Origin of the sequence: Mycolicibacter engbaekii (genome assembly GCF_002101585.1) — a bacterium.
Taxonomy (GTDB): Bacteria; Actinomycetota; Actinomycetes; order Mycobacteriales; family Mycobacteriaceae; genus Mycobacterium; species Mycobacterium engbaekii.
The window spans coordinates 44,022-56,498 of sequence record NZ_LQOT01000025.1; the positions used below are offsets into that span (position 1 = coordinate 44,022).

The following is a 12,477-nucleotide window of genomic DNA, read 5'->3' on the forward strand; positions in this document are numbered from 1 at the left end:
GCACAGTCATAATCCGGCTTACCCTGTCAGAATCCCGTGCCTTCCACCTCGTGACCAGGAGTTTCGGCGATCAGCCCGCGGTAGGCCTGCTCCACAGTCGAGCCGTGGTTGATCACTCCGTCGACCTCGCGGGCGATCGGCATGCTCAGCCCGTACTGCGCGGCGAACTTCATGATCACGCTGGCCGCGCGGACGCCCTCGGCTACCTGATTCATCGACGCGATGATCTCGTTGATCGTCTTACCGGCGCCCAGCTGCTCGCCGACATAGCGGTTACGGCTGCGCTGGCTGGTGCAGGTGACGATCAGGTCGCCCATTCCGGCCAGGCCGGCGAAGGTATCGCGGGCCCCGCCCATCGCCTCGCCGAGCTTAGACATCTCCCGCACCGATCGCGACATCACCATCGCCCGGGTGTTCTCCCCGATCCCCAGTGAATAGCCCATGCCCACCGCGATCGCGTACACGTTCTTCAGCGCGCCGGCCATCTCGACGCCGACCACGTCGTCGCTGGTGTAGACCCGGAATCGTTTGGTGCGGAACAGCGATGCCAGTACGCAGGCCAGGTTCGGGTCGGGCATGGCCAGCACCGCGGCCGCGGCGTAGCCCTCGGCGACCTCGCGGGCGATGTTCGGGCCGGCCAGGATGCCGGCGGGATGCCCCGGTAGCACCTCGTCGACGATCTGCGACATCCGCATATTGGTGCCCTGCTCAAGGCCTTTGACCAGCGACACCACCGGCACCCACGGGCGCAGCTCCGGGGCCAGCTCTTCCAGCACGCTGCGGAAGCCGTGCGAGGGGACCGCCATCACCACGACGTCGGCGCAGTGCGCGGCTTCGGCGAAGTCGGTGGTGGCGCGCAGTGTGCTGCTGAGCTCCACTTCGGTGCCCAGGTAGCGGCTGTTGCGGTGGTTGTCGTTGATGTCGGCGGCCGTCGATTCCGATCGGACCCACTGCAGCGTGGGCGCGCGGCGCGAGCAGATGGATGCCACGGTGGTGCCGAAAGATCCGCCGCCGAGCACAACAACATTGGGGGTACGAGTAGCAGGCATGAGCGACAGCGTATTGCCGTCGCCACGGCCACACCTGCCGTTTGGGGCAGCGGTTTTGGCGCGCCCACGCCAGCCGGCGGGGCCGCCGGTGACGGCGGGCTATCCGGCCAGCGGAATCGGTTCGCCGGGCCGTCCGAACACCATCGACTCGGCGATGCGGTCGAAGCGAAAGTCCAGGGCGTCGGCGAAGTAGTTCTGCCGCACATTCCAGGGCCGCTTGGTCCCCGAGCGCGGCAGCGCACGCGGTGCGCGCAGCACATAACCGGCTTGGATGTCCCAGGCGGGCTTCTCGCCCATCGGCGTGTCGCCGAGGTGGGGGTAGGCGTGGGTGTAGCCGCGAGAAGCCATGTAGGCCATCAGCTTGGCGGTCGCACGGGCGGTGATGTCGGCGCGCAGCGTCCACGACGCGTTGGTGTAGCCGACGCACCAGAACAGGTTCGGCACGTCTTCGAGCATGTGCGCCTTGTAGACGAAGCGGTCCGTGGCCTTGATCTCCGTGCCGTCCAGGCTGATCCGCACGCCGCCGAGCGCCTGCAACTGCAGACCGGTGGCGGTGATGATGATGTCGGCGTCCAGATGCGTCCCGGACTGCAGGACGATGCCGGTGGCGTCGAAGCGGTCGATCCGGTCGGTCACCATCTCCACCCGCCCGGCGCTGATCTCGGTGTAGAGATCGGCGTCGGGAATCAGGCACAGGCGCTGGTCCCACGGTTGATAGGGCGGCTTGAAATGGGTGTCGATGTCGTAATCCGGCGGCAGGTTCTGCACCGCGGTGCGGCGCAGCATCCATTTGAGGATCGGCGGCGTCTTGCGGGCCAGGACCCAGACGTAACCCTCGGACAGCGCCATGGTGAACCGCAGGATCGCGTGCGCCCAGCTGCGGGGAAACACTTTGGCGACCACGTCGACGAAACGACTGCCGCGGGTCGCCGAGATCAAATAGGTGGGCGTGCGCTGCAGCAGGGTCACGTGCCCGGCGCGTTCGGCCAACGCCGGAACCAGCGACATCGCGGTGGCGCCGCTGCCGATCACCACCACCTTCTTGCCGGTGTAGTCGAGGTCTTCGGGCCAGTGCTGCGGATGGACCACAGTTCCGGAGAACGTCTCCGAGCCCGGGAAGTCCGGCGTGTAACCGCTGTCGTAGTTGTAGTAGCCGGAGCCGAAGAACACGAACCTGCTGCGGTAGGTCCGCTGGGTCCCGGCCTCGTCGGCGGTGATCGTCCAGGTGTCGGTCGCCGAATCCCAGTCGGCCGCCAGCACGTGATTGTTGAACCGGATGTGGCGGTCGATGCCGTGCTTATGCGCGGCATCGGTCAGGTAGTCGCGGATCTCATCGCCGTCGGCGACGCGTTCGCGCCGCCGCCAGGGTTCGTACGGCAGGCTCAGCGTGAAAATGCTGCTGTCGGAGCGCACACCGGGGTAGCGGAACAGATCCCACGTCCCGCCGATGCGCTCCCGCCGTTCCAGGATCACGTAGTTCACGCCGGGGTTGCGCTCGGTGATGCGGTAGGCCGCACCGATACCCGAGATGCCAGCTCCGATGATGACGACGTCCGCGACCTCTTCGGTAGTCACGGTCCCAGCCTAGGCACCGGGCGGGCTGCTGGGTCGAGATTGCGCTACCGGTAGTTCACGAATTGCAGGGCGACATCCAGGTCGGCTCCCTTGAGCAACGCGATGACGGCCTGCAGGTCGTCGCGCTTCTTCGACGACACCCGGATTTCGTCGCCCTGCACCTGGGACTTGACGCCCTTGGGGCCCTCGTCGCGGATCAACTTGTTGATCTTCTTGGCGTGCTCGGCGTCGATGCCCTGCTTGAGACTGCCGCTGACTTTGTAGGTCTTACCGGAAGGCTGGGGATCGCCGGCGTCGAACGCCTTCATCGAGATGTCGCGGCGGATCAGTTTCTCCTTGAAGACCTCGACGGCGGCCTTGACCCGCTCCTCGGTGGAGCTGACCAGCTCGATGGTCTCCTCACCCTTCCACGAGATGGTGGTGTCGGTGCCGCGGAAGTCGAACCGGGTGGCCAATTCCTTGGCGGCCTGGTTCAAGGCGTTGTCGACCTCCTGCCGGTCGACCTTGCTGACGATGTCGAACGATGAATCCGCCACGAGACCTTGTCCTCTCCTCGAGTTGTGCGGGCCGTTTGTGTTGTGGGTACATCCTCGTTGTAGTCTGCTAGGCGCGATGAGGCAGGTTGCCCGAGCGGCCAATGGGAGCGGACTGTAAATCCGTCGGCGCAAGCCTACGCAGGTTCGAATCCTGCACCTGCCACCAAGGTCAGGCCCCCGTTTTCCGGGGGCCTGATTTCGTTGTGCGGGGCCCGCAGGCCCGCGCGAGTAGCGTGGTCGCCAGGGGAAACTCGGGGTGGAAGCGGGGCGGCGATGCGCACGATCGCATTGGAAGAGCACTTTCTGACCGGCGAACTCGCCCACTACAGCGATGCCACCCGCGAGTTGGCCGAGCCCCAGATCTGGCGGGAGACCGCCCCGCGGCTGACCGATCTGGCCGAACAGCGCCTGGCGGACATGGACCGCGCCGGTGTGGACATCGCGGTCCTGTCGTTGACCGCGCCGGGAATTCAGGCCGAACCCGACCCGCAACTGGCGGTGGCCCGGGCCGCCGAGGTCAACGACTTCCTGGCGGGACTGGTGGCCGCCAACCCGACCCGGTTTCGGGGATTCGCCGCGTTGCCGTTGCAGGACCCGGACGCCGCGGCCAAGGAGCTGCAGCGTGCGGTCGAGCAGCTCGGGCTGTGCGGCGCCCTGGTCAACGCGCACACCGGCGGGGTGTACCTGGACGCACCGCCCCTGCGGGTGGTGTGGGAGCGCGCCGAAGCGCTGGACGTCCCGCTGTACCTGCACCCGGCGAACGGTTTCGACACCCCGCACGTCATCGCCGGCCACCCGGAGCTGATCGGACCGATGTGGAGTTGGGGCACCGACACCGCCACCCACGCGCTGCGGCTCATCTTCGGTGGGGTGTTCGACGACTTCCCCGGAGCCAAGCTGCTGCTCGGGCACATGGGCGAGAGCCTGCCCTATTCACTGTGGCGGCTGGACTCACGGTGGGACTGGCACCGACACCACGGTGTGCAGCTCGCGCTCGGCCATCCCTCGCACTATCTGCGCCGCAACCTCTATGTGACCACCAGCGGGGTGTGCGACAACCCGCCGCTGTTGTGTGCGCTCGCCGCACTGGGGCCCGAGCATGTCCTGTTCGCCACCGATTACCCGTACGAGGACATCGACGTCGCCACGGCTTTCCTGGCCGGTGCGCCGATCTCCGAGGCCGACCGTGCCCTGATCAGCCATCTCAACGCCGAGAGCCTGCTGCACATCGCCGGTTGACCGCCGCTGCGGCGGGCCCTGATCGCCCTGGGGCACGGGCGGGTCCGGGGTGGTTCAGGCCGAAGCCGTCGCGGTGGTCAGGCCGGCCTCGATCGACTGGCACAGCAGTTCCCGGTGGTGCGTGGCATCGCCGGAGAGCAAGGCATCGACCCGGGCCCGGCGCAGGTACAGATGCAGGTCGTGTTCCCAGGTGAACCCGATGCCGCCATGCAGCTGCAGCGCCTCACCGGCGATCCGGTTCACCGCGTCGGAGACATAGGCCTTGGCGATGCTGACCGCACGGTCGGCCTGCGGATGTGCGGCGTCGAGGGCCATCGCCGCGTAGTAGGTCGCGGCGGTGCTGGCCTGGGACCAGATCCGCATATTGGCGCATTTGTGCTTGACGGCCTGGAAGCTGCCCACCGGGCGACCGAACTGGACGCGGTCCTTGACGTATTCGGTGGTCATGGCGAGCAGTCGTTCACCGATCCCGACCATCTCGGCGCAGGTCAGGACCGTGGCCAGCAGCAGCGATCGGGTGATTTCACGCTGGGCCTGCTCGCCGTCGGCGATCAGCGCCGCGGCGTCCAGCTGCACCTGGTCAAAGCTCACGTCGCAGTAGCTGCGCGTGACGTCGAGAGTCTGCTGGCGCTCGATCCGGATGCCGGGGGCGTCGGCGGGAACCACGAACCGGGCCGGCCCGGTGTCGAGGGCCGCGTCGACGATCAGCACCTGCGCGCTGTCGGCGTCCTGGACACTGACCTTCGATCCGGTGAGGGTGAAGCCGTCGGGGCGTCGTTCGGCGCGCGTCGTGATGCCGGCCGCCGACCAGGGCCGGCCGAACTCGGCGAAGGCCCAGGTGGCGATCACGGTTCCCTCGCAGATCGCCGGTAACAGTGCCGAGCGGTGCCCATGGTCGGACTGGCCCAGGGCGTCGGCCGCCACCACCACCGGCAGGAATGGGACGCAGCCGAGGCCCCGGCCGAGTTCTGCGGCGACCAGCGCCAGCTCGACGGTCTGCTGGCCGAGCCCGCCGTCGTCTTCGGCCACGCCGAGGGCGGGCCAGCCGAGTTCGGTGCCGCGCCGCCACAATTCGGGATCGAAACCGTGCGCGGTGTCGATGAGGTTCCGGGCCGTGTCCACCGGGAACTTGGTCGCCAACAGGGAACGAGTCGAGTCGACGATGCCGCGCTGCTCGTCGGTGAGCTCGAAGTCCACGGGCCGCTCCTTAACGCGAGATGCGCAAACAGGTTGGGGATTGAAAATCCGTTACCGAAGATACAGGATACTGATTAAGCTTAATCCTGGCGCGACGAACCGGAGGCAACGTTGCATCTCGGGCAAGACACCGAACTGGACGCGTTGCGAGCGCGTGTACGAGATCTTGCGGCCCGGTACGCGCCACCGCGCAACAAGCACACCGGGGTGCGCGCGCCGGAGGCCCACGAGATACCGGCGCTGCGGAAATGGACCGGACTGCTGTTCGAAGAGCAGTTGCTCGGGGTGCACTGGCCGGTCTCCTACGGCGGGCTGCCGGATGCCCATCCGCTGCACGAGTCGGTGGTCACCGACGAGCTGATCAGGGTTGGTGCGGCCGGCCCGGTCGGCGGCGGTCTGCTTGCCGCAGCGGCGATCATCGCCTCGGGAACCGATGAGCAGAAGGACTACTTCCTCCCGCGAATCCGTACCGGGGAACACATTTGGTGCCAGTTGTTCAGCGAACCCGACGCCGGCAGCGACCTGGCCGGGCTGCGCACGCGAGCCACCCGCGACGGCGACGACTTCGTCGTCGACGGCCAGAAGGTGTGGACCACCAACGGGCAGCACGCGGACTTCGGCTACCTGCTGGCCAGGACCGACCCGGACGCCCCCAAGCACGCCGGTATCACCGCGTTCGCCCTCGCCATGGACACCCCCGGCGTGTCGGTGCGCCCGCTGCGCGAGATCACCGGTACCGCCGACTTCAACGAGGTGTTCCTCGACGCGGTGCGGATCCCCGCCGGGCAGGTCATCGGTGCGGTCAACGCGGGCTGGGCGGTCACCACGACCAGCCTGGCGCACGAGCGCTCCAGCGCCGGGACCGGCGCGTCGCTCTTCGGCGCGCTGGACCGGCTGGCGGCCCTGGCCGGCGCGGTCCCGCGGGGCGGACGGCGGGCCATCGACCACGACGACGTCCGGCAGGCACTCGGCGGCTTCGTCGCCGACGTGCATGTCAACGCACTGGTTTCAGCGCTGGGCGACAGCCGATCGCTGCACGGCACCGGCGATGCCGCTGACGCCCCGATCTCGAAGATCCTGTTCAGCGAGATCAACCTCGCCCTGCACGAATACGGAATGCAGTTGCAGGGCCATGACGGCGTGCGGATCGAAGGCGATGCGCAGGTCTACGACGAGGGCTGGTGGCAGGACGCCTTCATGTACGGCCGCGCCTTCACGATTGCCGGCGGCACCAACGAGGTGCTGCGCAATCTGATCGCCGAGCGGGCGCTCGGCCTGCCTCGCTGACCGATCGAGCCAAAGGAGACACCATGCCGTTGCAGGACTGGATGAAAGTCATCTCGGTCGACGACCACGTCATCGAACACCCCCTGGTGTGGCAGGACCGGCTCGCCGAATCCGAGCGTGCCGAGGGCCCGCAGATCATCGAGACCGCCGAGGGCCACCATGTGTGGCGCTACGAGGGACAGCTGTATCCGCAGATCGGCCTCAACGCCGTGGCCGGAAAGCCGCCCGCGGAGTACGGCATGGAGCCGGTGCGCTACGACCAGATGATTCCCGGCTGCTACGACCCGGCCGAGCGTCTCAAGGACATGGACATCGACGGTATCCACGGGGCGCTGTGTTTCCCGTCGTTCCCGGGCTTCGGCGGGGGAGTGTTCCAGCGCGCCAAGGACAAGGACCTGGCGCTGTCGTGTGTGCGGGCCTGGAACGACTTCCAGGTCGAGGAGTGGTGCGCGTCGGCCCCGGGCCGGTTGATCCCGTTGGGGATCCTGCCCACCTGGGACCCGCAGCTGGCCGCCGCGGAGGTCGAGCGGCTGGCGCAGATCGGTACCCGGGCGGTGTCCTTCCCGGACAGCCCGGTGCCGCTGGACCTGCCGTCGTTCCATCACCCCACCCACTGGGAGCCGGTCTGGGACGCGCTGGAAGCCGCCGACATGCCGGTCTGCCTGCACTTCGGCTCCGGCGGCTATGTGCCGGGATTCCCCGCCCGCAACCCTTCGCCGCAGGACACGGCGCCGTTCGCGGTGGCCATCGCCACCTTCTCCACCAACCTCATGTGGAGTACCGCCGATCTCGTCTTCTCCGGAATGCTGCAGCGGCACCCGAACCTGAAGTTCATGCTGTCCGAGGGCGGAATCGGCTGGATCCCCTACCTGCTGGAGCGGATGGACTACACCTGGGAGCGGCACCGGTGGTACCAGAAGATCAGCCGCACGGACCGTCCGTCGGATCTGTTCCGCCGGCACTTCTGGGGCTGCTTCATCGACGACGAACACGGGGTCGCGTCCCGGGATGCGATCGGGATCGACAACATCCTCATCGAGGTGGACTATCCGCACTCGGACTCCAACTGGCCCAACAGCCGTAAGAGAATCGCCGAGACCCTGCGCGAGGTGAGCGACAGCGACGTCCACCGGATCGTGGAACTCAACGCCCGAGAGCTGTTGCACCTCGGTGACCGATGATGGACTCCAGCGGGGGGCGGCCGGAGACCGACGACTATGACCTGCTGACCTTCGGTGAGGTCGCGGCGCGGCTCACCGAGGTGCTGGCCGCCGAGGCCGCCGAGCTGGAAAAGCTGCGCAGCCAACCCAATCCGGATCAGGCGGCGATCCGGTCAGTCGAACAACGCATCGAGCGCCTGAGAGCCGGCGCCCAGCGCTACAGCGAGGAGCAGCGAACCAACAGCGCGTTCCTCCGCCGATACGGCTCACTGACCGCCACTTCAGACGATCGTCCGCAATGGCGTTGACCAATCGGGAAAACAGGGGAGGGAACCGCCGATGACAGCGGAGCTCCCCTCCCCGCTGGGGGAGGTCCGGGAGTGGACGCACGGCTACGTCGAGCGCCACCCCATCGCATCGCTGAAAACCGTGGGCAGCCAGGCCGCTCTGGGCGTGCGGGCAATGCAATACCTGTTCATCGACATCATCGAGCGCCGGTTCGCCTTCCGTGAGTTCGTCGAGCAGGCGACGTTCATGGCCTCGACCGCGATGCTGCCCACCATGTGTGTGGCCATCCCCATCGGGGTGACCCTGCAGATCCAGTTCGCGCTGCTGGCCGGCCAGGTCGGCGCGACGTCGCTGGCCGGCGCGGCCAGCGGGCTGGCGGTCATCCGGCAGGGCGCCCCGCTGGTGGCCGCGCTGCTGATGGCCTCGGCGGTCGGCTCGGCCATCTGCGCCGACCTGGGATCGCGCACCATTCGCGAAGAGGTCGACGCGCTTGAAGTGCTGGGTATCTCGGCGATCCGGCGCCTGGTCGTACCGCGTTTGGCCGCGGCGATCACCGTCGGCCTGGCGTTGACCGGACTGGTGAGCTTCATCGGGTTTCTGGCCGGCTACCTGTTCAACACCTTCGCCCAGGGCGGAGCCCCCGGGAGCTTCGTGTCGACCTTCGCATCGTTTGCCACCGTCGGGGACCTCGTCGTGACCTTGATCAAGTCGGTGGTCTTCGGCGCGATCGTCGCAATCGTGGCCTGTGACAAGGGATTGACCACCAAGGGGGGCCCTGCGGGGGTGGCCAATTCGGTGAACGCCACGGTGGTGGCCTCGATTCTGCTGCTGATGGTCACCAATGTGCTGTTCACCCAGATGTACGTCCTGATGTTCCCGAAGGCGGCCCTGTGATGGCCGCCCCGTATCTGCCGCGCGGGGTTCGGCCACTGCTCGGCGCCACGACCGCGGTGACCAACACGGTCATGCGGCTGGGCCACATGCTCACCTTCTTCGCGCACGCCGTCGCGGGAGTGCCGGTGATGCTGGCGCGGTACCGCAAGGCCTTCCTGATCATCCTGTCCGACGTCAGCTGGGGCAACGGGTCGATTGTCGTGGGCGGCGGCACCGCGGGAGTGATCATCGTGCTGGGGGCCACCGCGGGCGCCATCGTCGGCATCGAGGGATACCAGGCCCTGCACCTGCTCGGCATGGAACCGGCGGCGGGCCTGTTGTCCTCCACGGTGTCGACCCGAGAACTGGCACCGATCATGGCCGCCCTCGCATTCGCGGCGCAGGCCGGTTGCCGCTTCACCGCTCAACTCGGTTCCATGCGGGTCTCCGAAGAGATCGATGCGATGGAATCGCTGGCCATCCGGCCGATCCCGTACCTGGTGACCACCCGGTTGGTGGCTTCCACGCTGGCGATCATCCCGCTCTACATCTTGTGTCTGGTGGTCAACTACGCGACCGTGAAGACCATCGTCACGTTCGCCGGGGGCCTGTCCGGCGGCTCCTTCGAGCATTACTTCGGCTTGGTGCTCACCGGTACCGATGTCGTGTACTCGGTGATCAAAGCCGTGGTCTTCGTCCTCATCACGTCGACCATCCAGTGCTATTACGGCTACTTCGCAGCCGGCGGTCCGCAAGGAGTCGGGGTGGCGGCCGGCCGGGCGATGCGGGCCAGCATCTCGGTGATGATCATCGCGAACCTGCTTCTCACCGTGGGTCTTTGGGGGATCGGATCGGGAGCAAGGCTGGGGGGATAGGCATGCAGCAGATCGAATCGGCGCATCGGCAGCTGGCCGGCTGGCGCCTGTTGCTCCGGGGGCTCGCCGTGCTGACCGGGGTGCTGCTGCTCGCCGGCGTCGCGATCGCCAAGTCGCAGGGCGCCTTCTCCGAGCACGTCGCGGTCACCGCCCTGCTCACCGACGTCGGCGACGGCCTGCCGAAAGGCTCGGACGTCAAGTTCCGCGGTGCCCTGGTGGGCTCGGTCGCGAAGGTGACACCGGCGCTGGGCGGGCGACCGAACGCCGCGGAACTGATCATCGACCCGCACTTCGCGCAGGGGATTCCGGCGACGGTGACGGCTCGCGTGGTACCCAGCAACGTTTTCGCGGTCTCCTCGATTCAGCTGGTGGACAACGGACCGGCCGGCGGGCTGCGCAGCGGTGCCCGGATCGTTCAGGATCAGAGCCTGGCCACCGTGCAATTCCAGACCGTGCTGACCAAGCTGCGCGAAATCCTCGGCGCCGTCGGCCGGCCCGACTCCCGCGACTCGATCGGCGTGCTGCAGGCGGTCGCGGAAGCCACCGGCGGCCGCGGCGACGCCCTCACCGCCGCCGGTGGCGGCGCCAAGCGGATCGTCCGGCAGCTCAACGAGGTGATGCAGGCCCAAGGATCGGCGTCCACCGTCGGCCAGCTCACGGACGCGTTGACGGGCCTGCAGAGCGCTGCTCCGGAGCTGCTGGAGACCGTGCACCAGATGGTCGTGCCCATGCGGACCCTGGCCGAGAAACGGCAGGCGCTCACCGACTTCCTGGCGGCCGGTAACACCACCACGGGATCGATGGCCGAAGCCTTCGTCAACAACACCGACCGGATGATCGTCATCACCACCCAGCTGTCCCCGGTGCTCGGTGTGCTGGCCGACGCCGGCGGCGAGTTCGCTCCCATGGTCACCCGGATGAACAACGTGGTGAACAGGTTCTTCGACCACGTCTGGCGCTCGGATCGCAACACGGCGGTGGGCAAGTTCCTGCTGGTCATCACCCCCAACCGGATGTACACCCGCGGAGACTGCCCGCGCTACGGCAGCCTCGAGGGCCCCAGTTGCCAGACCGCGCCGTTGTCCGCTGATCCTCCGGTGCTGCCGCAAGCCATCGATCCCCGCAACTATCCGCTCGCGCCGGAGCTGACCGGCGGCGGCCCGGGTTTGGTGGGCGGTCCCGAGGAACTGGCGAAACTGACCGAGATTCTCGGCCCCGACACCAACCCGGCCTCGGAGCTGCTCTTAGGTCCGGTGCTGCGCGGAACGACCGTGCAGATGATCCCCGAACCGGCAGCGCCCCCCGGCGTGCCGGCCGAAGCCGCGCCTGCGGGCCCCACCCAGGCAGGTGGGTCATGAGTGGACACCGCCGCCGGCTGCTGGGGCTGTGCACGTTTCTGGCCGTCTGCTTCGCGCTCACCTGGACCGTTTTCGTCACGCTGCAACGCCAGGTCGCCGGCCCGACGACGCCGTATGCCGCGCTGTTCACCGATGTCTCCGGCCTGAAAGTCGGTGACGACGTCCGCATGGCCGGAGTCCGGGTCGGCCGGGTCGAGGGCGTGACCCTGCAGGGTGAGCTGGCCCGGGTCGACTTCCGCATCGAGAAGGCGCAGCCCCTCTCGGGCGACACCAGGGCCTCGATCGACTACCAGAACCTGGTCGGCCAGCGCTACGTGGGTCTGTCGCTGGGCAAGTTCGACAACCCCGGGGTGCTGCCCGCGGGAACGGTGATCCCGGTCGAGCGCACCCAACCCTCGTTCGACATCTCGCACCTGCTCAACGGATTCGAGCCGTTGTTCGCCCTGCTCAACCCCGAGGAGGTGGACCACCTCACCACCGCCGTCATCGCCTCGATGCAAGGGGATTCCGGCGCGATCACCCAACTCATCGCCGACACCACCCAACTGGCCCAGGCGTACTCCGGCACCGACGACCTGCTGGACCCGGTGTTGACCAATCTGAGATCGGTTCTCGAGTCGGTGGCGCGCCGCGGTGGGGACGTCGAGTCCAGCATCTCCTCGGCAAAGGACATGTTCCGCGGGTTTGCCGCTCGGCGTGCGGAATTCGTCACCTCCTTAGAACAGGTGTCGGTGGTGGGGCAACGTCTGGCCAACGTGATCGGCGATATCCAGCCCGACCTGCGCGAGTTCGTGCAACGCGAGCCGGGATTCGCCAAGCACTTCATGGACAACAAACAGGGATTCGCCTACATGGGCTTCAACGTTCCGCTGATGCTCAAGGGGCTGGCCCGGATGAGCCAGGAGGGGTCCTATCTCGACATCTACGCCTGCAACATCACGGTCAGCGAGTTTCCCCGCATCGACGCCCTGATCGACGCCATTCTGCGCAACGGGACACCAAGCGGGGCCAAACAGTTCAGCGCGAAATGCAGGTGAGGA

At 67.5% G+C, this 12,477-nt stretch carries 12 protein-coding genes and 1 tRNA gene; 9 read left to right on the forward strand and 4 right to left on the reverse strand.

Annotated elements, in window-relative coordinates:
* Positions 1 to 26 precede the first annotated feature (26 nt).
* The 3 genes from AWC02_RS07380 to AWC02_RS07390 form a co-directional block, all read right to left on the reverse strand.
* On the reverse strand, positions 27 to 1,049 hold the full coding sequence (locus AWC02_RS07380) for an NAD(P)H-dependent glycerol-3-phosphate dehydrogenase (RefSeq protein ID WP_085128131.1): 1,023 nt from the start codon (positions 1,047 to 1,049) through the stop codon (positions 27 to 29).
* Between the two features lie 99 nt (positions 1,050 to 1,148).
* Complete coding sequence (locus AWC02_RS07385; RefSeq protein WP_085128132.1) at positions 1,149 to 2,624, reverse strand: flavin-containing monooxygenase; 1,476 nt, start codon at positions 2,622 to 2,624, stop codon at positions 1,149 to 1,151.
* A 44-nt stretch (positions 2,625 to 2,668) separates the two neighbouring features.
* Positions 2,669 to 3,160 carry a YajQ family cyclic di-GMP-binding protein gene (locus AWC02_RS07390; protein ID WP_085128133.1) on the reverse strand — a complete coding sequence of 164 codons (492 nt, stop codon included), beginning with the start codon at positions 3,158 to 3,160 and terminating at the stop codon, positions 2,669 to 2,671.
* Between the two features lie 80 nt (positions 3,161 to 3,240).
* Between AWC02_RS07390 and AWC02_RS07395 the strand changes: the two genes are divergently transcribed.
* Together AWC02_RS07395 and AWC02_RS07400 are read left to right on the forward strand one after the other, a co-directional pair.
* Positions 3,241 to 3,326 (forward strand) — tRNA-Tyr (locus tag AWC02_RS07395).
* A gap of 107 nt (positions 3,327 to 3,433) precedes the next feature.
* Positions 3,434 to 4,399, forward strand: a complete 966-nt coding sequence (locus AWC02_RS07400) for an amidohydrolase family protein (protein WP_085128134.1) — start codon at positions 3,434 to 3,436, stop codon at positions 4,397 to 4,399.
* 54 nt (positions 4,400 to 4,453) lie between these two features.
* Here AWC02_RS07400 and AWC02_RS07405 read toward each other — a convergent pair whose 3' ends face one another.
* The gene (locus tag AWC02_RS07405) at positions 4,454 to 5,596 is read right to left on the reverse strand and encodes an acyl-CoA dehydrogenase family protein (RefSeq protein ID WP_085128135.1); all 1,143 of its coding nucleotides are present in this window, start codon (positions 5,594 to 5,596) and stop codon (positions 4,454 to 4,456) included.
* 111 nt (positions 5,597 to 5,707) lie between these two features.
* Here AWC02_RS07405 and AWC02_RS07410 point away from each other — a divergent pair, with 111 nt between their 5' ends.
* From AWC02_RS07410 to AWC02_RS07440, 7 genes are read left to right on the forward strand one after another with little or no spacing between them, the layout of a single operon-like run.
* A complete protein-coding gene (locus AWC02_RS07410; RefSeq protein ID WP_085128136.1) occupies positions 5,708 to 6,883 on the forward strand; it encodes an acyl-CoA dehydrogenase family protein in 1,176 nt (391 codons plus the stop codon).
* Positions 6,884 to 6,906: 23 nt separating this feature from the next.
* The gene (locus AWC02_RS07415; RefSeq protein ID WP_085128137.1) at positions 6,907 to 8,064 is read left to right on the forward strand and encodes an amidohydrolase family protein; all 1,158 of its coding nucleotides are present in this window, start codon (positions 6,907 to 6,909) and stop codon (positions 8,062 to 8,064) included.
* Positions 8,064 to 8,351: a hypothetical protein gene (locus tag AWC02_RS07420; protein WP_085128138.1), complete on the forward strand. Its 288-nt coding sequence runs from the start codon at positions 8,064 to 8,066 to the stop codon at positions 8,349 to 8,351. The genes AWC02_RS07415 and AWC02_RS07420 overlap by 1 nt, the downstream gene beginning before the upstream one ends.
* A 31-nt stretch (positions 8,352 to 8,382) precedes the next feature.
* A complete protein-coding gene (locus AWC02_RS07425) occupies positions 8,383 to 9,225 on the forward strand; it encodes an MlaE family ABC transporter permease (protein WP_085128139.1) in 843 nt (280 codons plus the stop codon).
* Positions 9,225 to 10,079, forward strand: coding sequence for an ABC transporter permease (locus AWC02_RS07430; RefSeq protein ID WP_207568017.1), 855 nt, complete (start codon positions 9,225 to 9,227; stop codon positions 10,077 to 10,079). The genes AWC02_RS07425 and AWC02_RS07430 overlap by 1 nt, the downstream gene beginning before the upstream one ends.
* A gap of 2 nt (positions 10,080 to 10,081) precedes the next feature.
* Complete coding sequence (locus AWC02_RS07435) at positions 10,082 to 11,437, forward strand: MlaD family protein (RefSeq protein WP_085128141.1); 1,356 nt, start codon at positions 10,082 to 10,084, stop codon at positions 11,435 to 11,437.
* Positions 11,434 to 12,474: an MCE family protein gene (locus tag AWC02_RS07440; RefSeq protein ID WP_085128142.1), complete on the forward strand. Its 1,041-nt coding sequence runs from the start codon at positions 11,434 to 11,436 to the stop codon at positions 12,472 to 12,474. The genes AWC02_RS07435 and AWC02_RS07440 overlap by 4 nt, the downstream gene beginning before the upstream one ends.
* Positions 12,475 to 12,477: the final 3 nt, after the last annotated feature.